Here is a 22385-nt window from a genome sequence, read left to right on the forward strand (position 1 = left end):
CCCGCGAGGGCGCTGTCGGATGCAAAAAACCCCCGCTCGAGCCTGGCTCGGCGGGGGTTTTGTGTTGTGGGGCCGGCTGTGGTGTTGGCGCTCGGAGGGGGGGCGGCTCAGGCGGCGCTGTCGCGGCGGGCGGCCACCTTGGCGAGGGCCTGGCGGCCGCTGGAGATGTGTTCGCGCATCAGCCGCTCGCTGCGGGCCACGTCGCGGTGGGCGAGGGCGTCGAGGATGGCCCGGTGTTCGGCAAGCGATTGCTTGAGGCGGCCATCGCTGAACAGCGAATGGTGGCGCGACAGCTTGATGACCTTGCGCAGGTCGGTGATGGCCTGGGTCAGCCAGCGGTTGTCGGCGATGTGCTGGACTTCCTGGTGGAAGGCCTGGTTGGCCTCGAAGAAGCCGTCGATGTCGTTGCTGCCGGCGGCGCGTTCGAGCTCGTCGTGCACCGAGCGCAGATGAATGAGGTCGGTCTCGCTGGCCTTGCGCGCGGTGTCGGCGGCACACTGGCCTTCGAGCAGGGCCATGACGGTGAAGATTTCGTCGAGGTCGCGCTCGGAGATCTCGGTGACGTAGCAGCCGCGCCGGGGTTTGAGCGTGACGAGCCCCTCGGAGGCGAGCACCTTGAGGGCCTCCCGCAGCGGGGTGCGCGAGATTCCGTAATCGGCGGCCAGGGCTTGTTCGTCCACCCAGGTGCCGGGGGGGAGTTCGTGGGCAAAAATGCGCTGGCGCAGGCGTTCCGCGACTTCCTGGTACAGGGCGAGAGGGGCTATCCGGCCAGCGTTCATGGATTGGCGTGATGTGTTTTGTTGATGAGGGGCTTCAGCTATTGCATCCATAATTATGGATAAAGTATTATTTACAAGATATCAAGTCAAGTTCCTGCGCAGCATCTATACCCAGATCTGTCCGGTGGCCTCGCCGCCGGGCCGAACAAAACATAGAGGGAGGGAGAATGCCCTGCGCAGGGCACGACAGCCGGCCGTGGCCAGGGGTCACGGCCGGTCCTGCCGTACATGATCGAACTGACACGGGCCGTCCGGTGGCCCCGTAACCAGAGGGAATAAAGCATGGCGAACAACAACGAACCGACCTTCCCCCAACCCGATCTGGCTGCCTGGAACAAGGCTGCCGCCAAGTCGGCGCCTGAAGGCGACGTCGCCAAGCTGAACTGGGTGACGCCGGAAGGTATCAGCGTCAAGCCACTGTACACCGCGGCCGACCTCGAAGGCCTCAAGTACACCAACACCCTGCCGGGCTTCGAGCCCTTCCTGCGTGGCCCGCAGGCCACCATGTACGCCGCCCGGCCGTGGACTATCCGCCAGTACGCCGGCTTCTCCACCGCCGAGGCTTCCAACGCCTTCTACCGCAAGGCGCTCGCTGCCGGCGGCCAGGGCGTGTCGGTGGCCTTCGATCTCGCCACCCACCGCGGCTACGACTCCGACAACCCCCGCGTGGTCGGTGACGTCGGCAAGGCCGGCGTGGCCATCGACTCCGTCGAGGACATGAAGATCCTGTTCAACGAGATCCCCCTCGACAAGGTCTCGGTGTCCATGACCATGAACGGCGCCGTGCTGCCGATCCTGGCCGGCTACATCGTGGCTGCAGAAGAGCAGGGCGTTTCGCAGGACAAACTGTCCGGGACCATCCAGAACGACATCCTCAAGGAGTTCATGGTCCGCAACACCTACATCTACCCGCCGACGCCGTCGATGAAGATCATCGCTGATATCTTCAATTACACGTCGACCCACATGCCCAAGTTCAACAGCATCTCGATCTCGGGCTATCACATCCAGGAAGCGGGCGCCAACCAGGCCATCGAGCTGGCCTTCACGCTGGCCGACGGCGTCGAGTATGTGCGCACCGGCATCAAGTCGGGCATGGACGTCGACACCTTCGCTGGCCGCCTGTCCTTCTTCTGGGCGGTGGGCATGAACTTCTACCTCGAGATCGCCAAGATGCGCGCCGCGCGCATGTTGTGGTGGCGCCTCATGAAGCAGTTCGAGCCGAAGAGCCAGAAGTCGATGATGCTGCGCACCCACAGCCAGACCTCCGGCTGGTCGCTCACCGAGCAGGACCCGTACAACAACGTCGTGCGCACCACCATCGAGGCGATGGCGGCGGTGTTCGGCGGCACCCAGTCGCTGCACACCAACGCCCTCGACGAGGCCATCGCGTTGCCCACCGAGTTCTCGGCACGCATCGCCCGCAACACCCAGATCATCATCCAGGAAGAAACCCACATCACCAGCGTCGTTGATCCGTGGGCCGGCTCCTACATGATGGAGAAGCTCACCCAGGACATGGCCGACACGGCCTGGGCGCTGATCGAAGAGATCGAAGCCATGGGCGGCATGACCAAGGCCGTCGAATCCGGCTGGGCCAAGATGAAGGTCGAGGAGTGCGCCGCCGACAAGCAGGCCCGCATCGACTCCGGCAAGGACGTCATCGTCGGCGTCAACAAGTACAAGCTGGCCAAGGAAGACCCGATCGAGATCCTCGACATCGACAACCACGCCGTGCGCGAGGCCCAGATCGAGCGCCTCGCCCGTATCCGCGCGATGCGTGACCAGGCCGCCGTCGACGCCGCCCTGGCCGCCCTCACCGAGTGCGCCAAAACCGGCGAAGGCAATCTGCTCGATCTCGCCGTGAAGGCCGTGCGCCTGCGCGCCACCGTCGGCGAGATCTCCGACGCGCTCGAGGTCGTCTTCGGCCGCTACCGCGCCAACCCGCAGGCCGTCACCGGCATCTACAACGCGGTGGTCGAGGGCAACGACGACTGGCAGGCCCTCAAGGCCGACATCGAGGCCTTCGTCGCCGAAGAGGGCCGCCGCCCGCGCATCATGATCGCCAAACTGGGCCAGGACGGCCACGACCGCGGCGCCAAGGTGGTGGCCTCGGCCTTCGCCGACCTCGGCTTCGACATCGACATCGGCCCGCTCTTCCAGACCCCCGAAGAAGCCGCCCGCCACGCGGTCGAGAACGATGTGCACGCGGTGGGCTGCTCCAGCCTCGCCGCCGGCCACAAGACCCTCGTGCCGGCCATCATCAAGGCGCTCAAGGATCAGGGCGCCGACGACATCATCACCTTCGTCGGTGGTGTGATCCCGGCCCAGGACTACGAAGCCCTCTACCAGGCCGGTGCCGCCGGCATCTTCGGGCCCGGCACGCCGATCCAGACCTCGGCCCGCGAGGTGCTCAAGCAGATCCGCGCGGCGAGGAAAGTTTAAATTTTCAGATCGGAATGTAATTAAATGCCTGCCGACACTCCGCCGGACTTTACCAGCCAATTGGTGAGATTTTTAGTTGATCAATATTACGGCGGTGAGTTGGCTACATTGGCCGAAAGCACTGGATACAGCAAGCAGCAGATTAAAAGTTGGATGGCTGGAGAGAGAAGGCCGAGAGCCGCCACCCTGCGCTACTTGATGTCAAAGACACTTGCGCCAGAGTTTACGGTGGTTTGTGAATATGAACCGATAAGAGTAGATAGTTCCGGGGAGATTGGGCCTGAGTTGTCCAGGGTTCTTGGAGGGAATCATAATAAGGCAGGTATTTATGCCTTTTATGACTCCATGTGCAATCTTTTTTATGTAGGAAAGGCGAGTACAGGTTTAAAGAAAGAGATATATCAACAACTACGCAATCCTTTGGGTGTTAGTTTCTCAAAATCTGTAGCTAATCCGCCTGAAAAAAGATGGCAAGTTGTTTCTTTCATCTCTGCGTATGAGATTCCCTATGTTGAACATCTGGATTATCCAAAACATGTGGAGGCGTTGATATTGCGCTTGTCTAAACCGATAGGTAATAAGGTTCTGGGGACTCTCAACTTTTGTAAACCACCTGCTGATGTTACCTAGTATGGGGACGACGCTATTGCCCCAGATGTCCGACCAGGCCCTCGTCGACGGCGTGCTCGCCGAACAGCGGCGCCCCCTCGCCAAGACGATCACCCTGATCGAGTCCCAGCGGCCCGACCACAAGCAGCGCGCCCGCAGCGTGCTCGAAGGTCTCCTGCCCCACACCGGCAGGTCGATGCGGGTGGGCATCTCCGGCGTGCCGGGGGTGGGCAAGTCCACCTTCATCGAAGCGCTGGGGCTTTATCTCATCGAGCAGGGTCACAAGGTGGCGGTGCTGGCCGTCGACCCGTCGTCGAGCGTCACCGGTGGCTCGATCTTGGGTGACAAGACGCGCATGGAGCTGCTCTCCCAGCGCATCGAGGCCTTCATCCGGCCGAGCCCGTCGGCGGGCAGCCTGGGCGGCGTCGCCGAAAAAACCCGCGAGGCCATGCTGGTCTGCGAGGCGGCCGGCTTCGACGTGATCATCATCGAGACGGTGGGCGTCGGCCAGTCGGAGACCGCGGTGGCGGGGATGACCGACATCTTCTGCCTGCTCCAGCTGCCCAACGCCGGTGACGACCTGCAGGCGATCAAGAAGGGCATCATGGAGATCGCCGACCTTATCGTCATCAACAAGGCCGACATCAACCCCCAGGCGGCCACGGTGGCCCGCTCCCAGATCAAGAGCGCGCTGGGCATGTTGCGCCATGCCTCGCCCAACTGGACGCCGCCGGTGCTGATGCTTTCTGCGTTACAAATGCAGGGGATCGCCGAATTCTGGAATACCATTGAAAATTATCGTTCCACGATGCAGCGGAGCGGTGAGTTCGAGGCCCGACGCCGTCACCAGGCGCGGGCATGGATGTGGGAACTGATCGATCAGGGCCTGCGGGCCCGGTTCGCGAGTCACGCCCGGGTGCAGCACGATCTGCCCGGTTTGCAGGCGGCCGTAGAGGCCGGCCAGACCACCCCGTCGGCCGCAGCGATGCGGCTGCTGGGTTATCTGGGCTGAAGAACAAAATTCGGATTTTTACTGGAGGCTGTAAATGCACGACATCATCCACCAGCTGGAAAAGAAGCGCGAAGCGGCCCGCCTGGGTGGCGGCCAGAAGCGTATCGACAGCCAGCACAAGAAAGGCAAGCTGACGGCCCGCGAGCGCATCGAACTCCTGCTCGATCCCGATTCCTTCGAAGAATGGGACATGTTCAAGGAGCACCGCTGCGTCGACTTCGGCATGGATCAGGCCGAGAAGACCCCAGGTGACGGTGTCGTCGTCGGTTACGGCACCATCAACGGCCGGCTGGTGTTCGTGTTCTCCCAGGACTTCACCGTGTTCGGCGGCTCCCTGTCCGAAACCCACGCCGAGAAGATCTGCAAGGTGATGGACCAGGCGATGAAGGTCGGCGCCCCGGTGATCGGCCTCAACGACTCGGGCGGTGCCCGCATCCAGGAAGGCGTCGCCTCCCTGGGCGGCTATGCCGACGTGTTCCAGCGCAACGTGATGGCCTCCGGCGTGGTGCCGCAGATCTCCATGATCATGGGTCCGTGTGCCGGCGGCGCGGTGTATTCGCCGTCGATGACCGACTTCATCTTCATGGTGAAGGACTCGTCCTACATGTTCGTGACCGGCCCCGAAGTCGTGAAGACCGTGACCCACGAAGACGTTACCGCCGAAGAGCTGGGCGGCGCGGTCACCCACACCACCAAGTCCGGTGTTGCCGACCTGGCCTTCGAGAACGACGTCGAAGCCCTGTCGATGCTGCGCCGCTTCATGAACTTCATCCCGGCCAGCAACAAGGAAATGCCGCCGGTCACGCCGACCAACGACCCGGCCGACCGCTTCGACTATTCCCTCGACACCCTGGTGCCGGACAACACCAACAAGCCGTACGACATGAAAGAGCTGATCGTCAAGGTTGTCGACGACAGCGACTTCTTCGAGCTGCAGCCCGACTACGCCAAGAACATCATCATCGGCTTCGGCCGCATCGACGGCAGCCCGATCGGCATCGTCGCCAACCAGCCGCTGGTGCTGGCCGGCTGTCTCGACATCAAGTCGGCGATCAAGGCTGCCCGCTTCGTGCGCTTCTGCGACGCCTTCAACATCCCGGTGGTCACCTTCGTCGATGTGCCGGGCTTCATGCCGGGCACCGCCCAGGAATACGGCGGCATCATCAAGCACGGCGCCAAGCTGCTCTACGCCTACGCCGAATGCACCGTGCCGAAGGTCACCGTGATCACCCGCAAGGCCTACGGCGGTGCCTACGACGTGATGTCGTCCAAGCACCTGCGCGGCGACGTGAACCTCGCCTGGCCGTCGGCCGAGATCGCGGTGATGGGCCCGAAGGGCGCCGTCGAGATCATCTTCCGCGAAGAAAAGAACGACCCCGCCAAGCTCGCCGAGCGCGAAGCCGAGTACAAGGCCAAGTTCGCCAACCCCTTCGTGGCGGGCGCCCGTGGCTTCATCGACGACGTCATCATGCCCCACGCCACCCGCAAGCGCATCGCCCGCTCGCTGGCCATGCTGAAGGACAAGCAGCTCGACAACCCGTGGCGCAAGCACGGCAACATTCCGCTGTGATCGCCGAGGACGCCAAGACATGTTTACCAAGATCCTGATTGCAAACCGCGGCGAAATCGCTTGCCGTGTCATCAAGACCGCCCGCAAGATGGGCATCGCCACCGTCGCCGTGTACTCCGAGGCCGACAAGGACGCCCTGTTCGTGGACCTCGCCGACGAAGCCGTGTGCATCGGCCCGGCGGCCTCCAAAGAGTCCTACCTGGTCGCCGACAAGATCATCGCCGCCTGCAAGCAGACCGGCGCCCAGGCGGTTCACCCGGGCTACGGCTTCCTGTCCGAGAACGCCGAGTTCTCCCGCCGCCTCGAAGAAGAGGGTATCAAGTTCATCGGTCCGAAGCACTACTCCATCGCCAAGATGGGTGACAAGATCGAGTCCAAGAAGCTCGCCATCGAAGCTGGCGTGAACACCATCCCCGGCTACAACGATGCCATCGACGGTCCCGATGCAGCCGTCGAGATCGCCAAGAAGATCGGCTATCCGGTGATGATCAAGGCCTCCGCCGGCGGCGGCGGCAAGGGCCTGCGGGTTGCCTACAACGACGCCGAGGCCCACGAAGGCTTCTCGTCCTGCGTCAACGAAGCCCGCAACTCCTTCGGCGACGACCGCGTCTTCATCGAAAAGTACGTGCTCGAGCCGCGCCACATCGAGATCCAGGTGCTGGGCGACTCCCACGGCAACTACGTGTATCTCAACGAGCGTGATTGCTCCATCCAGCGCCGCCACCAGAAGGTCATCGAGGAGGCGCCGAGCCCCTTCGTCGACCCCGAGATGCGCAAGGCGATGGGCGAGCAGGCCGTGGCCCTGGCCCGTGCGGTCAATTACGAATCGGCGGGCACCGTCGAGTTCGTCGTCTCCGGCGCCACCAAGGAGTTCTACTTCCTCGAGATGAACACCCGTCTCCAGGTGGAACACCCGGTCACCGAGCTCATCACCGGCCTCGACCTCGTCGAGCAGATGATCCGTGTCGCCTACGGCGAGAAGCTGCCGCTGGCCCAGGCCGACGTGCAGATCAACGGCTGGGCGATGGAGTGCCGGATCAACGCCGAAGACCCGTTCCGCGGCTTCCTGCCCTCCACCGGTCGTCTGGTCAAGTTCCAGCCGCCGGCCGAGATTCCGGGCCAAGTGCGCGTCGATACCGGCGTTTACGACGGTGGCGAGATCTCGATGTTCTACGACTCGATGATCGCCAAGCTGATCGTCCACGGCGCCACCCGCGAGCAGGCGATCGCCCGCATGCGCGACGCGCTCAATGCCTTCGTGATCCGCGGCATTTCGTCGAACATTCCGTTCCAGGCCGCGCTGATGCAGCACCCGGTCTTCCATTCCGGCATCTTCGACACCGGCTTCATCCCCAAGCACTACCCGACGGGTTTCGATGCCTCGATGGTGCCCCACGATGATCCGGCGCTGCTGGTTTCGGTGGCCGCCTACGTTTACCGCGCCTTCACCGACCGTTCCGCCTCGATCTCCGGCCAGCTCCAGGGCCACGAGCGTCTGGTCGGCGACCACTGGATGGTCATCCGCCTGAACAAGGAAGGCAACGAGAACCACCCGGTGACGGCCAAGCCGATCCCCGGCGGCTACCACGTCGAGTACAAGGGCGAGCAATACGAGCTCAAGTCCGACTGGAAGCTCGGCGAATCGCTCTTCAACGGCACCTGCAACGGCGAGCCCTTCACCCTGCAGGTCGAGCGTCACAAGACCAAGTACAGCCTGTTCCACTGGGGCACGCGTGCCGACTTCATGGTGATGAGCGCCCGCGCTGCCGAGCTGCTGGCCCTGATGCCCGAGAAGCTGCCGCCCGACCTCTCCAAGTTCCTGCTGTCGCCGATGCCGGGCCTGCTGCGTGAGGTCTCCGTCCAGGTCGGCCAGGAAGTGAAGGCTGGCGAGAAGCTGGCGGTCATCGAGGCGATGAAGATGGAGAACATCCTCAAGGCCGAGCAGGACTGCAAGGTCAAGAAGATTGTGGCCTCCGCCGGTGGCAGCCTGGCCGTCGACGAAGTCATCATCGAGTTCGAATAAGCACCACCAACGACCCCCCCGGGCGTTCTTCCCGCCCGGTGGGTCTGCAAGGTTTCGTTCGATGGGGAGGGAGACCCGTCCTGTGGGCGGGTTCCTGTCGAGGGAGTTGGGGTCGTCGAAGGACGACCCCTTTTTTTATCTTGCCCCCTTGTTGTTGGCACATGATCTGCTTGGTCAGGAAGACGCAGGCCGCGGCCGTTTCTGGGCGCATCCGTTCAACATTTAACGGTGAGCCGGGCCGCACCCGCTGCAGAATGGCCTGAACCACCCGGAGACGCCGAAAGTGTTACCCCTGCTCATCGTCAAGCTTGGCGACACCATTCCTGACCTCGCCGCCCGCAGGGGAGGCTTCGAAACCTGGATCGCCGCAGCGCTGGGCGATGCACCGGTGCGGGTCGTCGATCCCCGTTTTGATGCACATGGCCTGCCCGATCCCGGTGAGATCTCTGCCGCCGTCGTCACCGGCTCCCGCGCCATGGTGACCGACCGGGCCGCCTGGAGCGAGACCACCGCGCGCTGGCTGGCCCGGGTGGTGGCTGCCGGCAAGCCGGTGCTCGGCATCTGCTACGGCCATCAATTGCTGGCCCACGCCCTGGGCGGCGAGGCCGACTGGCACCCGGAAGGCATCGAGATCGGCACGGTGGCCGTCCGCAAGACGCCGGCGGCCATCGCCGACCCGCTGTTTGCCGAGCTCCCGGAAGTCTTCCATGCCCAGGCCGTCCATCGCCAGAGCGCCGTGCGCCTGCCCCCGGGGGCCGAATGCCTGGCCCGCAACGACTTCGAACCTCACCACGCCTTCCGCGTCGGCGAGGCCGCGTGGGGCGTGCAGTTTCACCCGGAGTTCGACGCCTCCGCGATGCGTGGCTATATCCGGCATCTGGCCGATGCCCTGCGCAGCGACGGGGCCGACCCCGAGGCCCTCGCCCGGACGGTCATCGATACCCCGGCCGCAGCGGCCATCCTGGCCCGCTTCGGGCGCTTCGTCATGGAGCGAGCCGTGGGCGTGCGTGCCTGAATGCAACGAAACTGAGCGCCTCCGGGGCCGTGTCGCTGGCGCCGGGCGCTGCTGATGGCGTTTGCATGTAGAATCCACCCGTGAGTGCCGCAGGGAGCCAAGGGGTGGCGAAAACGATCTTCCGGTGCTGGTCCGTCTTTCTCTTGCTGGCGGTCGTCGGCCTGGCCCACGGGGCCGAGCGCGTGCTGAAGGTCGGGGTGATCCACCATTCACCGCCCATGTCATACGTCGACGCCTCTGGCGGGTTGACCGGTTTCAATGTCGAAGTCATGCGTGAGCTGTGCAAGGAGCTGGCCGCCCGCTGTGAGACGGTCGTGCTCACTCTCGACCGGGTGGTCGACGCCGTGGCTGCAGGCGAGGTCGACTTCGCCGCCGTGAGCCTGCTGGTCACCCCCGAACGCCGCGCCCGGCTGCTGCTCACCAAGCCCTATTACCGCTCGATCAGCGTCTGGTTTGCCCGGCCCGGCGTCAAGCCTGGCGAGGCGCGGGTCGCTGTCGTGAAGGGCGGCATCCAGGCCCGCTACGCCCAGGCCCGCGGCTGGGCGCAGCTGCCCTTCGACAACCACGAGGCCATCTTTGGAGCGCTTGCCACCGGGCAGGCCCAGGCCACCCTGCTGCCGATGGCGAACGCCGTCGCGCTGCAGCAGGACCCCCGCATGTCTGCCCAGGGTCTGGCCAGCACCGTGGTCCAGGACCCGGAACTCGCCGGCGATGCCGCGCTGGGGGTCAATCCGCGTGACCGAGCGCTGCTCGACAAGCTCAACGATGCCATCGACGAGATCAAGCGCGATGGTCGTTTCGATCGCATCAACACGCGCTTCATCCCTTTCCGCCTCCAGTGACGACCCCCGCCAAGCCCGCTGATGTGCATCGAACCTGGCGGGCCGGGCGTGTGCTGCTGGCGCTCACCAGCGTCTTTGCGGCGATCGCGGTGTGCGGGGTCGTCTGGCTGGCGGTGGATCTCTACGCGGTCGGCGTGGCGGCGGGGCGGCTGCAGGGCGAGACGGTGCCGTGGACCATCGAGCGCCAGCGCCTCGGGCGCAATCTCGAACAGTTGCGCCTCGAGGGCCAGCGCGTATTGACGGCATCCAGCCCGGCCGGTCGCCAGGACGCGCTGTTCCTGGTGCATGTGCTGTCGGCCCAGCCGGGCATGGCGGACGACCCGCGCACGGCCAGCCTGGCCGCCGAGGTCGAGCGTTTCCTGCAGCAGGTCGAGGCCCCGGCGACGCCGGCTGACATGCAGGTCTGGGAGGCGCTCTCCAGCCGCCTGCGCCTGATGGCCGACGACCTGTCGGTGGAAGGTGGCAAGCGGATGGGCCGCGAGCTGGGCCGCATGTCTGGCGAGATGGCGCAGGCGAGCTACAAGCTGCTCTTCAACCTGGCCCTGATGGCCGGCTTCATGGCGGCCTTCCTGCTGGTCGTGCGGCGTTATCTGATCCGCCCTCTGCAGCGGATCCGCCGGGTGCTGTCAGCCCTCGACCCCCGCGGGCCGGTGCCGGCCTTCCCGCCCGGGCCGATGGCCGAGATCCGGGCCGTCGAGGACGCCATCGTCCGCTTCCACGCCACCCTGCTCGAGAACGACGAGGTGCGCCTGCGTCTCGAGCGCCTGGCCACCACCGACGGGCTCACCGGGCTGTTCAACCGGCACCATTTCATGGCGCTGGCCGCCGACGAGATGGCGCGGGCGGCCCGCTACGGCCGGCCGATCACCGTCGGCATCGCCGACCTCGACCACTTCAAGCAGGTCAACGACACCCTCGGCCACGCCGCGGGCGACCATGTGCTGAAGACCTTCGCCATGCTCCTCGGCGACACCCTGCGCCAGACCGACCGGGTGTGCCGCTACGGCGGCGAGGAGTTCGCCTTCGTGCTCCCCGAGACCACGCCCGAAGAGGCGCAGCTGCTCGGCGAGCGCCTGCGCACCCGCCTGCTCGAGAGCCCCCCCGTGCTGCCCGACGGGCGCCACCTGAGCGTGACCTTCAGCCTGGGCCTGGCCGATGCCTCTGGCTGCGGCCTCGAAGAGAGCCTCGCCCGGGCCGATCTGGGCCTCTACGAAGCCAAGCGCGCCGGCCGCAACCGCACGGTCGTCACCCGCCGGCCGGACGGGCTGTGATCACCCCGGGATCACCCCAGGTTCACCCGTAACGCCGCGCCGCCTCCACCGCGAGGCCGGCGCCGATGCTGCCGAACAGGTCGCCCTCCACGCAGCGCGCCCGGGGCAGCTCGGCGGCGATGCGCGCCCGCAGCTGGGGCACGCCGCTGGCGCCCCCGGTGAAATACAGGCTGTCGACGTGCTCCCGGGCCACGCCGGCCTGGGTCAGCAGCTCATCCACGGTTCTGGCGACCCGCTCCACCAGGCTGTGGGTGGCCTGGGCGAAATCCTCGCGGCTGATGTCGTGCTCCAGCCCCGGCTCCAGGCGGTCCAGCTGCAGCCGGGTGCTCGCCCCGGCTGACAGCTCGATCTTGGCCTGCTCCACCTGCAGCGCCAGCCAGTGGCCTTCGCGCTGGCCGATCAGGCGGGCCAGGCGGTCGAGCTCGCGCTTGGCGGTGGCGTCCCGGTAGATGTGCTGGAAGTCGGCGAAGGCCTGGCGGGTGTAGGCGAAGTTGATGGTGTGCCAGGTGGCGAGCTGGAAGAACAGCCCCGACGGGATCGCGGCGCCGCTCTTCATCAGGCCCTTGTGGCCCAGCAGCGGCATCACGCACTCCAGCGACAGGGCCCGGTCGAAATCGGTGCCGCCCACATGCAGGCCGGCGTTGCCGAGCAGGTCGCTGTGGCGGTCGATGTGGCGGGCCCGCTCGGGCGACAGGCGCACCAGCGAGAAGTCGGCCGTGCCGCCGCCGATGTCGGCGATCAGCACCAGCTCTTCGCGGGCCAGCGAGGCCTCGTAGTGCAGCGCCGCGCCGATCGGCTCGAACTGGAAGCTCACCTCGCGGAAGCCCACCTGGCGGGCGATGTGCTCCAGGGTGTCCTGGGCGCGGCGGTCGGCGGCGGGGTTGTCGTCCACAAAGAACACCGGGCGGCCGAACACCGCCTGCTCGAAGGGCCGCCCGGCCTCGCGCTCGGCCCGCCGCTTGAGCTCGCCGATGAAGCTCGCCAGCAGGTCGCTGTAGCGCAGCGCCCGCCCACCCACCTCGGTGCTGCCTTCCATCAGGTTGCTGCCGAGCAGGCTCTTCAGGGCGCGCATCAGCCGGCCTTCGTAGCCCTCCAGGTATTCCTGCAGTGCGTCGCGCCCGTAGTGGGTGCTCTCCTCGTCGGCATTGAAGAACACCGCCGACGGCAGCGTCGGCTTGCCATCCTCCAGCGGCAGCAGCGCCGGCACCCCGGGCCGCAGCCAGCCGACGGTGGAGTTGGAGGTTCCGAAGTCGATTCCGCAGGCGCGGGCAGGGGCGGGGCTCATGGGCGGGCGTGGAGAGAGCGGGGGGCGGATGTTACGCCCCTTGGCGTTGGCGAGGAAGAGGGGGGCTGCCCGCCTTCGGCGGCGGGGTGATGGCCGGCCCGATCTGCCGAGTTTGATCCCGGAAACGTCCAAATTAATTCCCGCGGGCGATTAATTAATTGCTCGACGGCAAAATGAAATCCCTGCTGCCTTATTTATCTGCAGAAAAACGGGATTAAAAGATCCCTCGGAGCTTATTTTTTGGACCGGCGAGGGATTTTTTAGGAGCGAATCGGGATTAAGTAAAGCCGTTTTGGGATTTTTAAATCCCGACCTCGTGAAGGGGCACGAGGAATTCGTATTTGTTGGGAGCCCGGAGGAATCAAAAAATCCCCCTGAGGTATCTTTTACCTTGCGCCGGGTATGCGCTGGCAGCGCGGGGCGGTAGAGCGGAGCGCGCGAGATGTCTTCCAGCCCGGATGCCTCACTCCTTCTTGATCAACCCCGCCAGCGCTGCAAACGGATTGTGCGTCGCAGCCTTGCCGGGTTGCTTGGCGGTGACGTTGCCCTGGGTGGCTTCGAGCTGGCGCTGGTGCTCGTTGTCGTGGCAGTAGAGGCACAGCAGCTCCCAGTTGCTGCCGTCGGGCGGGTTGTTGTCGTGGTTGTGGTCGCGGTGGTGCACGGTGAGTTCGCGCAGGTTGGCGTGGGTGAATTCGCGGGTGCAGCGGCCGCAGATCCAGGGGTAGATCTTGAGGGCTTTTTCGCGGTAGCCCTCGGCGCGCTTGTCGGCGGCGCGGCGGGCTTCGAGGACGAGGCGGTCGAGTTTTTCGCTCATGCTTGGGCTCCAGGGAAGCGGGTGGCCAGGTCGGCCAGGGCGTCTTCGATGACTTCGGCGGCCCATTCGAGCTCGGGCTCGCCGACGATCAGCGGCGGGGCGAAGCGCAGCACGCTGTCGTGGGTGTCCTTGGTCATCAGGCCGCGGGCGAGCAGCCATTCGGCGGCGGTGCGGGCGTTCACGCGGCGGGTGTCGAGCTCCATGCCGATCAGCAGCCCTCGGCCGCGCACTTCGCGGATCAGCGGGCTCTCGATGGCCTGCAGCCGGGCCAGGAAGGTGGCGCCGAGGCGGGCTGCGCGCTCGGCCAGGCGCTCGTCGGCGAGGAGGCGCAGGGCCTCGTCGGCGACCGCGGCGGCGAGCGGGTTGCCGCCGAAGGTGGAGCCGTGGTCGCCCGGGCGGAAGACCTGCATCAGCGCGTCGTTGGCCAGGAAGGCCGACACCGGCAGCAGCCCGCCGCCGAGGGCCTTGCCGAGGATCACCCCGTCGGGGCGCACGCCCTCGTGTTCGCAGGCGAGCAGGCGGCCGGTGCGGCCGAGGCCGGTCTGCACCTCGTCGGCGATCAAGAGCACGTTGTGCTGGCGGCAGACTTCGGCGCAGCGGGCGAGCCAGCCGGCGGGCGGGATCACGATGCCGCCTTCGCCCTGGATGGGTTCAAACAGGAAGGCCGTGGTGTTGGGGGTGATGGCTGCCTCGAGGGCCGCTGCGTCGCCGTAGGGGATGCTGCAGAAGCCCGGCGCGAAGGGGCCGAAGCCGTCGCGGTACTGGGCCTCGGACGAGAAGCCGACGATGGTGGTTGAGCGGCCGTGGAAGTTGTTGGCGCAGACGATGATCTCGGCCTGGCCGTCGGCCACGCCCTTGAGCTTGTAGGCCCACTTGCGGGCGGCCTTGATGGCGGTCTCGACGGCTTCGAGGCCGGTGTTTACCGGCAGCGCGCGGTCGTAGCCGAGCAGGGCCGACAGGCGCTCGAGCATCAGCGGCAGGCGGTCGTTGGAGTAGGCCCGCGAGGTGAGTGCGAGCCGGCTGGCCTGCTCGGTGAGGGCGCGCACCAGGCGCGGGTGGCTGTGGCCGAAGCTGACCGCCGAGTAGGCGCTCATCATGTCGAGGTAGCGCCGGCCCTCGACGTCCCACAGCCAGACGCCCTCGCCGCGGGTGAACACCACCGGCAGCGGGGCGTAGTTGCGGGCGCCGAAGGTGTCTTCGCGTTGGCGCAGCTGGGCGGTGGTGGGGCCGAGGGCGGCGGCGGCGATGTCGCGCACCCAGCCGGCGCCGCTGCCGTCGCGGTCGCGCTCGGGCACGTATTCGACGATCTCGAGGGCCATCAGGTCGGCGCAGCTGCGCAGGCCGTGGAGGGCGTCGACGAGCTCCTGCGGGTCGAGGCCGTCGGGCACCAGGCAGGTGGTGGCGGGCAGTGCGGCGCAGTCGATGGAGTCGAGGTCCACCGACACGCCGAAGCCGGCGGTGCCCTCGCGGGCGATGGTCATGGCCTCGCACAGCACGGCGGGCAGGCCGCGGGCCTGGACTTCGGGCATGAAGAAGATCTTCACGCCGAGCTTCTGGAGCAGCTCCAGCTCTTCGGGCTCCCACGAGCGGGCGCCGACGATGGCCACGTGGGCCGGGTCGAGGTGCGGGCCGGGCAGGCCGGTGAGAGCCTCGTGGCCGACCCCCAGCAGCGCCGACAGGGGCATGCCGTGGATGTTGCCGGTGTGGGTGGTTCGCTCGGTGTGGGCGTCGAGGTGGGCGTCGATCCAGATCAGGCCGAGCTTGCCGCGGGGGGCCAGGCTGCGCGCGACGCCGCGCCAGGTGCCGGCGCCGATGGCGTGGTCGCCGCCCAGCACGAGGGGGATCGCGCCTTCGTCGCAGATGCCGGCGACGCTGTCGGCCAGGTCGTGCAGCAGGTTGCTGACCAGGGCCAGGCGCTCGGGCATCGGCGGGTGGGGCGGCTTGGGGGCCGAGGGTTCGAACAGGGCCTCCCAGCGGGCGCGCACGCCGCGCTGGCGGAGCTGGGCGTCGAGGCCGAGGGCGCGCAGGGCGCGGGGCCCGGCGGCGGGGCCGAAGATGGGGGCGCCGAGGCAGGAGCCGACGCCGACGATGTGGACCGGGCGGGAGGGCACGAACGGGGCTGGCATGATGGTCCTTCGCGGGTGGGCGGAAGTCTTGCCTGTTGGAGCGGGCGGGCGGCCGATTCGTTCAGGCCGCCGGCGGGGTGTGGGCGAGGCTGGGCCTCAGTGCAGCCAGCGCCAGGCTTCGAGGCCGATCAGCACTGCCAGCAGGCCGGCCATGGCGGCGATCCAGCGGTTCTGGCGGCGGGTTTCGTCGGCCAGCCGGGCGACCTGGGCGGGCAGGGCGTCGCTGTGGGGGGCGGTGAGGTGCTGGTGGATCAGGCGCGGCAGCTGGGGCAGGGTGCCGGCCCAGTCGGGGGCTTCGTTCTTGAGCTGGTTGACCAGCGCGCGCCAGCCGATCTGGTCGTTCATCCAGCGTTCGAGGAAGGGCTTGGCGGTTTTCCAGAGGTCGAGGTCGGGGTCGAGCTGGCGGCCAAGGCCCTCGATGTTGAGCAGGGTTTTTTGCAGCAGCACCAGCTGGGGCTGCACCTCCATCTCGAAGCGGCGGGCGGTCTGGAACAGGCGCAGCAAGGTCTTGCCGAAGGAGATGTCTTTTAGCGGGCGGTCGAAGATCGGTTCGCAGACAGCGCGGATGGCGCCTTCGAACTCGTCCACCCGGGTGTGGGCGGGCACCCAGCCGGCCTCGATGTGGGCCAGCGCCACGCGGCGGTAGTCGCGCTGGAAGAAGGCCAGGAAGTTGGTGGCGAGGTATTTTTTGTCGGAGTCGTTGAGGGTGCCGATGATGCCGAAGTCGAGCGCGATGTAGCGCCCGCGGGCGGGGCCCTCGGTGGCGACGAAGATGTTGCCCGGGTGCATGTCGGCGTGGAAGAAGCCGTCGCGGAAGACCTGGGTGAAGAAGATCTCGACGCCGGCCCGGGACAGGGCCTTGAGGTCGATGCCGTCGGCGCGCAGCTTGTCGAGCTGGGAGATGGGGATGCCCTTCATGCGCTCCATCACCATCACGTTGGTGGCGCACCAGTCCCAGTGCACTTCGGGCACCACCAGCAGCTCGGAATCCTTGAAGTTGCGCCGCAGCTGCGAGCAGTTGGCGGCCTCGCGCATCAGGTCGAGCTCGTCGCGCAGATACTTGGAGAACTCGGCCACGACCTCCCGCGGCTTGAGGCGGCGGCCCTCGGGCCACACCTTCTCGAGCACCGTGGCGGCCGCGTCGAGCAGGGCCAGGTCGTGGGTGATGACCGGGGCGATGCCCGGGCGCAGGATCTTGACCGCCACCTCGGTGCCGTCGGGCAGCTGGGCGAAATGCACCTGGGCGATCGAGGCCGAGGCCACCGGCTGCCGGTCGAAGCGGGCGAAGACCTCGTCCACCGGCTTGCCGTAGGCGGCGTGCAGCTGGGCCAGCGCCTCTTCGGTGGGGAAGGGCGGCACGCGGTCCTGGAGACGGGCGAGCTCTTCGGCGATGGCCGGCGGCAGCAGGTCGCGGCGGGTGGACAGCATCTGGCCGAACTTGACGAAGATCGGGCCGAGGGATTCGAGGGCCTGGCGCAGGCGGGCGCCGGCGGGCTCGTCGAAGCGGCGGCGGTAGCGGCTGAGCCAAGCGAGCCGGCCGGTCGGCTCGTTGGAGAGGATCATCTGGTCGAGCCCGTATTTCAGGCTGACGGAGATGATCTTGACGAGGCGAAAGAGGCGCACGGCGGCAGGCAGAAGGGAAAACGCGGATTGTGCCCGGAAAGCCCGGGCGGTGAAAGCGGCGGGCCGGCCTCAGCGCCGACGGCGCGGGCGCTCGGGCGGCGGCGGCTGGACGCCCGGATGGACCTGCTCGACGAGCCAGCGCACGGTGTTGCGGATGTCGCGCCTGAGGGCTTCGTCGGCGGCGGGCGTGCCGAAGTCGAGGCGGGCCAGGCCGTCGCTATCGACGCCGAAGGGGGGCAGGCGCCATTCCCGCTCGACCACGAAGAGGTGGTCGCCGTCGCGGATGGCCTTCTGGGCCAGCACGTAGCCGTAGTTGCGCTCGCCGAAGCGCCCGCAGTAGGCGGTGCGGGTGGCGTGGGGCAGGCCGTCGCGCTCGCCGCTGGTGAGGCCGCTGGTGGTGAAGGGGCTGCAGTGGGAGGCGAGGCCGCTGGCGATGTGGCCGAGGTAGGCGTCGGGGCTCATGCCCTGGTCGGCGAAGCGCTGCACCAGGAGGCGGTCGCGGTAGTCCTCGATGCCCTGGTCGCGGGGGATGTATTCCTCGTGGCGGACGCCCTGGCCCGCGCGCCACTCGACGACACGCCAGCCCACGCCGGCCGGCAGCGGCAGGCGCCAGTCGAGGGTGGGCGGCTCGGCCAGCGCGCTGCCGGCGGCCAGCAAGCCTAAGGCCCCCAGCAGGGTGGCGGTGCCACGGCGGAGGGAGGGCCAGGGGCGGCAATTGGTACGGCGGCGAAGATCCACGGCGTGACTCGCTGGGCTGCGTGATCCCTCAAACATACGCCATCGGGCGGGTCTTCGTCACCTCCGCCGCACTTTGTTGGCGCCCGGCGTGAGCGCAGCCGCCGGGATGCCCCCCGCTTCGATATAATCCGGGACTTTTAGCCGCAGCTTTTTGCCATGAGCGCCGATTCCAAGACCCAGCTTGCCGACCTCCTGCGTGCCGCGCTCCTCAGCGTGGCCCCCGAACAGGCCGATACCCCCATCAACCTGGAGCGTCCGAAGCAGGCCGGTCACGGGGATTTTGCGAGCAACCTGGCCCTGCAGCTCGCCAAGCCCCTCAAGCGCAACCCGCGCGACCTGGCCAACCTGCTGCTGGCCGAGCTGCCGGCCTCCAGCCTGGTCGCCAAGGCCGAGGTGGCCGGCGCCGGCTTCATCAACTTCACGCTGGCCTCCGACGCCAAGACGGCGGTCGTGCAGCGCGTGCTCGAGCAGGGCGAGGCCTTCGGCCGCGGCCAGAAGAGCGGCGTCAAGGTGCAGGTCGAGTTCGTCTCCGCCAACCCCACCGGCCCGCTCCACGTCGGCCACGGCCGCGGCGCGGCCTACGGCGCGTCGCTCTCCGACGTGCTCGATTTTGCCGGCTTCGACGTGACCCGCGAGTACTACATCAACGACGCCGGCCGGCAGATGGACATCCTCGCGCTGTCCACCTGGCTGCGTTATCTCGATCTCTTCGGCATCGCCATCGCCTTCCCGCCCAACGCCTACCAGGGCGACTACGTGAAGGACATGGCCGCCCAGATCAAGGAAGCCCACGCCGACCGCTTCGCCAAGGTGAGCGCCGCCGAGGTGCTGCAGGACGCGCCGTCCGTCGAGGCCGACAAGGAAGGCCACCTGGACGCGCTGATCGCCAACGCCAAGAACCTGCTCGGCGCCGACTACGCCTGGGTGCACGGCTTTGCGCTCACCGAGCAGCTCGGCGACGGCCGCGAGGACCTTGAAGAGTTCGGCGTCACCTTCGACAAGTGGTTCTCCGAGCGCTCGCTGTTCGACACCGGCCTGGTCGAGAAGGCCGTCACCGAGCTCGAGGCCCGCGGCCACCTGTATGTGCAGGACGGCGCCAAGTGGTTCCGCTCCACCGCCTTCGGCGACGAGAAGGACCGCGTGGTGCAGCGCGAGAACGGCCTGTTCACCTACTTCGCATCCGACATCGCCTACCACGCCAACAAGTACGAGCGCGGCTTCGACCGCATCATCGATATCTGGGGCGCCGACCACCACGGCTACATCCCGCGCGTGAAGGGCGCGCTGCAGGCGCTGGGCCTGCCGCCCGAGAAGCTCGACGTGGCGCTGGTGCAGTTTGCGGTGCTCTACCGCGACGGCCAGAAGGCCGCGATGTCCACCCGCTCGGGCGAGTTCGTCACCCTGCGCGAGCTGCGCCGCGAGGTTGGCAACGACGCCTGCCGCTTCTTCTACGTGCTGCGCAAGGCCGACCAGCACCTCGATTTCGACCTCGACCTCGCCAAGAGCCAGAGCAACGAGAACCCGGTGTATTACATCCAGTACGCCCACGCCCGCCTGTGCTCGGTGCTGGGCCAGTGGAACGGCGTGCTGGCCGACCTGCCCGGCGCCGACCTCGCCCGCCTCGACAACGAGCGCGAGCTGGCCCTGTGCGCCCGCCTCACGGCCTTCCCCGAAGTCGTGCAGGGCGCCGCGGCCGACTACGCGCCGCACCAGATCGCCTTCTATCTCAAGGATCTGGCCGGCGAGTTCCACAGCTACTACAACGCCGAGCGCATGCTGGTGGACGACGAAGGCCTCAAGCTGGCCCGCCTGGCGCTGGCCGCGGCGGTGCGTCAGGTGATCCGCAGCGGCCTCGCGCTGCTGGGTGTGTCCGCTCCCGATTCCATGTAATTTCAGACGGCCTGTTCATGACCCGCGATCAAAAGCCTCGCCTGCAGACCAAGACACCCAAGTCAGCCAGCCGGGGCAGCACCCTGGTGGGGATTTTCGTCGGCCTGATCCTCGGTGCGCTGGTCGCGGCGGGCATTGCGCTGTACTTCACCTCGTCGTCGCCCTTCCCCAAAGCCAGGCAGGACGACAGGCCCGCGCCGGCGCCGCAGCCGCCCAAGCCCGCCAGCGAGCCCATCGCCCTGCCCGGCAAGCCGGGTGACAAGCCGGTCGAGAAGCCGCGTTTCGATTTCTACAACGTGCTGCCCAAGGGTTCCGACGCGCTGCCCGCACCGGAGAAGCCCGAGGAGACCACCGAGATCGTCAAGCCCGAGAAAGCCGACAAGGTCGACAAGACGGACAAGGCCGACAAGCCCAAGCCCGCCAAGCCCGACGAGGCGGCAAAACCTGCCAAGGAAGACAAGGCCGACAAGGTGGACAAGTCGAAGGACGACGCCGAGCGTGCCAAGGCCGAGGCGGCCCTCCTCGACAAGCCGCTGGTGCCCGAGAAGTTCTACCTGCAGGCCGGCGCCTTCGAAGATCCCTCCGAGGCGGACAACCTGAAGGCGCGTCTTGCGTTGATGGGGGTGGAGGCCAGCGTGCAAAAGGTCGACGTGCCCGAGAAAGGCACGATGCACCGGGTGCGCGTCGGCCCCTACATGGGCCAGGAGGCGATGAGCAAGGCGCGTGAGCAGCTCACCGCCAGCGGCATCGGCACCGCCGTCGTCAAGATCAAGCCGAAGGAACCAAAACCCGCCCCGGCCCCTCAATGAGTGCTTTGAAGAACCTAGGAGTAAGCGTAATGCAGCGTCGTGACGTCCTCAAACAGCTTTCCGCGCTGGCGGTTCTCGGTGGCGTGGGCCTGCCGGCCCTGGCCCAGCCCGTGGGCTACGAGCTGGTGGCGCCGCCCCAGCCCACCGAGGCCAAGGGCAAGGTCGAGATCCTGGAGTTCTTCCATTACGGCTGCCCCCACTGCAAGAGCTTCGATCCGCTGCTCGAGCTGTGGGTCAAGAAGCTGCCCTCCGACGTGGTCTTCACCCGCGTGCCGGTGACCTGGGGCAACCCGCAGCTCGCCGGCCTGGCCAAGCTCTTCCTGACCCTCGAGACCACCGGCGACCACGCCCGCCTGCATGGGCAGATCTTCGACGCGGTGCAGTCCGAGAAGCTGCCGCTGCACACCGAGGCGGGTGCCCAGGAGTGGGCGGTCAAGAAGGGTGTCGACGCCAAGAAGTTCGCCGAGGCCTATCGCTCCTTCAACGTCGGTGTGCGCCTCAAGCGCATCGAAGATCTGGGCCGCAACTACAAGGTTCAGGGCGTGCCGCTGCTGGCCGTCGATGGCAAGTACTTCACGTCGGCCTCGATCGCCGGCAGCCATGAAGCCGCGCTCAAGTCGGCGGACCAGCTGATCGTCCGCGCCCGCGGCGAGCAGGGCCGCAAGTAAGCTGGCGGTGCGGCCCGCCCGGGCGGCACCTGCCGATCTCCCGATTCGTCCCCCCATGCCATTGCGGGTCTTCATCACCGGCGCATCCAGCGGCATCGGCGCGGCGCTTGCCCGCCACTATGCCGCCCGCGGGGCCACGCTCGGGCTGGTCGGGCGTCGCAGGGACGCCCTCGACGCGCTCGCCCGAAGCCTGCCCGGTGAGCACGCGGTGTATCGCCTCGACGTGGCTGCACCGGCCGCGCTGGCCGAGGCAGCGGCCGATTTCAATGGGCGTTTCGGGCTGCCCGACGTGGTGATCGCCAACGCTGGCGTGTCGGTGGGAACCCTCACCGAGGAGGCCGGCGATCTGGCCGCCTTCGAGCGGGTGCTGCGCACCAACGTGCTCGGCATGGTCGCCACCTTCCAGCCCTTCGTCGCGCCGATGCGTGAGCGCGGGGCGGGCCGGCTGGTGGGCATCGCGTCGGTGGCGGGTATCCGTGGCCTGCCGGGGGCGGGTGCCTACAGTGCCTCGAAGGCGGCGGTGATCGCCTACCTCGAGAGCCTGCGCGTCGAGCTGCACGGCAGCGGCGTGAAGGTCGTCACCATCGCGCCGGGCTACATCGAGACGCCGATGACGGTCGTCAACGATTACCCGATGCCCTTCATGCTGCCGGCCGACGAGGCCGCGCGGCGCTTTGCGCGGGCCATCGACGCCGGCACCGGCTACACGGTGATCCCCTGGCAGATGGGCGTGGTGGCCAAGCTGCTGCGCCTGTTGCCGAACCCGCTCTTCGACCGGATTTTTGCGCGCGCGGGGCGTAAGCCCCGTGGTCTGCTCGACACCTGAGCGCCCCCAGGGCCGGGCTTCGCCCCGCCCCCCGTGGGGA

18 protein-coding genes are annotated in these 22385 nt (G+C 67.3%); 12 read left to right on the plus strand and 6 right to left on the minus strand.

What is annotated here, in order from left to right:
- Positions 1 to 107: 107 nt before the first annotated feature.
- The gene (locus ZRA01_RS12560) at positions 108 to 779 is read right to left on the minus strand and encodes a GntR family transcriptional regulator (RefSeq protein ID WP_141352693.1); all 672 of its coding nucleotides are present in this window, start codon (positions 777 to 779) and stop codon (positions 108 to 110) included.
- Between the two features lie 282 nt (positions 780 to 1061).
- On the opposite strand from ZRA01_RS12560, the gene scpA reads away from it, so the two are divergent.
- The 8 genes from scpA to ZRA01_RS12600 all read left to right on the plus strand — a co-directional run bounded on the left by scpA (position 1062) and on the right by ZRA01_RS12600 (position 11566).
- Positions 1062 to 3224 carry a methylmalonyl-CoA mutase gene (scpA, locus tag ZRA01_RS12565; protein ID WP_141352695.1) on the plus strand — a complete coding sequence of 721 codons (2163 nt, stop codon included), beginning with the start codon at positions 1062 to 1064 and terminating at the stop codon, positions 3222 to 3224.
- Between the two features lie 24 nt (positions 3225 to 3248).
- Positions 3249 to 3854 carry a GIY-YIG nuclease family protein gene (locus ZRA01_RS12570; RefSeq protein ID WP_141352697.1) on the plus strand — a complete coding sequence of 202 codons (606 nt, stop codon included), beginning with the start codon at positions 3249 to 3251 and terminating at the stop codon, positions 3852 to 3854.
- Positions 3855 to 3879: 25 nt separating this feature from the next.
- Positions 3880 to 4845 carry a methylmalonyl Co-A mutase-associated GTPase MeaB gene (gene meaB, locus ZRA01_RS12575; RefSeq protein WP_246093660.1) on the plus strand — a complete coding sequence of 322 codons (966 nt, stop codon included), beginning with the start codon at positions 3880 to 3882 and terminating at the stop codon, positions 4843 to 4845.
- Between the two features lie 34 nt (positions 4846 to 4879).
- Positions 4880 to 6415, plus strand: coding sequence for an acyl-CoA carboxylase subunit beta (locus ZRA01_RS12580; protein ID WP_141352701.1), 1536 nt, complete (start codon positions 4880 to 4882; stop codon positions 6413 to 6415).
- 19 nt (positions 6416 to 6434) lie between these two features.
- Entirely contained in the window at positions 6435 to 8438 is a 2004-nt protein-coding gene (accC, locus tag ZRA01_RS12585; RefSeq protein WP_141352703.1) for an acetyl-CoA carboxylase biotin carboxylase subunit, read from the plus strand.
- A 283-nt stretch (positions 8439 to 8721) separates the two neighbouring features.
- The gene (locus ZRA01_RS12590; RefSeq protein WP_141352704.1) at positions 8722 to 9453 is read left to right on the plus strand and encodes a glutamine amidotransferase; all 732 of its coding nucleotides are present in this window, start codon (positions 8722 to 8724) and stop codon (positions 9451 to 9453) included.
- Positions 9454 to 9557: 104 nt separating this feature from the next.
- Positions 9558 to 10295, plus strand: coding sequence for an ABC transporter substrate-binding protein (locus ZRA01_RS12595; protein WP_218028716.1), 738 nt, complete (start codon positions 9558 to 9560; stop codon positions 10293 to 10295).
- Positions 10292 to 11566 carry a GGDEF domain-containing protein gene (locus tag ZRA01_RS12600; RefSeq protein ID WP_170182972.1) on the plus strand — a complete coding sequence of 425 codons (1275 nt, stop codon included), beginning with the start codon at positions 10292 to 10294 and terminating at the stop codon, positions 11564 to 11566. Before ZRA01_RS12595 ends, ZRA01_RS12600 begins: the two co-directional genes overlap by 4 nt.
- A gap of 22 nt (positions 11567 to 11588) precedes the next feature.
- On the opposite strand, the gene ZRA01_RS12605 is transcribed toward ZRA01_RS12600, so the two are convergent.
- The 5 genes from ZRA01_RS12605 to ZRA01_RS12625 all read right to left on the minus strand — a co-directional run bounded on the left by ZRA01_RS12605 (position 11589) and on the right by ZRA01_RS12625 (position 18152).
- A complete protein-coding gene (locus tag ZRA01_RS12605) occupies positions 11589 to 12851 on the minus strand; it encodes an Hsp70 family protein (protein ID WP_141352708.1) in 1263 nt (420 codons plus the stop codon).
- 463 nt (positions 12852 to 13314) lie between these two features.
- On the minus strand, positions 13315 to 13665 hold the full coding sequence (locus tag ZRA01_RS12610; protein WP_141352710.1) for a YajD family HNH nuclease: 351 nt from the start codon (positions 13663 to 13665) through the stop codon (positions 13315 to 13317).
- Positions 13662 to 15791, minus strand: a complete 2130-nt coding sequence (gene rocD, locus ZRA01_RS21260; RefSeq protein WP_141352712.1) for an ornithine--oxo-acid transaminase — start codon at positions 15789 to 15791, stop codon at positions 13662 to 13664. The genes ZRA01_RS12610 and rocD overlap by 4 nt, the downstream gene beginning before the upstream one ends.
- Before the next feature lie 96 nt (positions 15792 to 15887).
- On the minus strand, positions 15888 to 17414 hold the full coding sequence (gene ubiB / locus ZRA01_RS12620; protein WP_141352714.1) for a ubiquinone biosynthesis regulatory protein kinase UbiB: 1527 nt from the start codon (positions 17412 to 17414) through the stop codon (positions 15888 to 15890).
- A gap of 69 nt (positions 17415 to 17483) precedes the next feature.
- The gene (locus ZRA01_RS12625) at positions 17484 to 18152 is read right to left on the minus strand and encodes a hypothetical protein (RefSeq protein WP_141352716.1); all 669 of its coding nucleotides are present in this window, start codon (positions 18150 to 18152) and stop codon (positions 17484 to 17486) included.
- A gap of 156 nt (positions 18153 to 18308) precedes the next feature.
- Between ZRA01_RS12625 and argS the strand changes: the two genes are divergently transcribed.
- The 4 genes from argS to ZRA01_RS12645 are packed head-to-tail and all read left to right on the plus strand — an operon-like array spanning position 18309 to position 22345.
- Complete coding sequence (gene argS, locus ZRA01_RS12630) at positions 18309 to 20042, plus strand: arginine--tRNA ligase (protein WP_141352718.1); 1734 nt, start codon at positions 18309 to 18311, stop codon at positions 20040 to 20042.
- Positions 20043 to 20059: 17 nt separating this feature from the next.
- Complete coding sequence (locus ZRA01_RS12635; protein ID WP_141352720.1) at positions 20060 to 20851, plus strand: SPOR domain-containing protein; 792 nt, start codon at positions 20060 to 20062, stop codon at positions 20849 to 20851.
- 29 nt (positions 20852 to 20880) lie between these two features.
- Positions 20881 to 21519, plus strand: coding sequence for a thiol:disulfide interchange protein DsbA/DsbL (locus ZRA01_RS12640; protein ID WP_141352722.1), 639 nt, complete (start codon positions 20881 to 20883; stop codon positions 21517 to 21519).
- A gap of 55 nt (positions 21520 to 21574) precedes the next feature.
- On the plus strand, positions 21575 to 22345 hold the full coding sequence (locus ZRA01_RS12645; protein ID WP_141352724.1) for an SDR family oxidoreductase: 771 nt from the start codon (positions 21575 to 21577) through the stop codon (positions 22343 to 22345).
- Positions 22346 to 22385 lie beyond the last annotated feature (40 nt).

This window comes from Zoogloea ramigera (assembly GCF_006539865.1).
Lineage (GTDB): Bacteria > Pseudomonadota > Gammaproteobacteria > Burkholderiales > Rhodocyclaceae > Zoogloea > Zoogloea ramigera.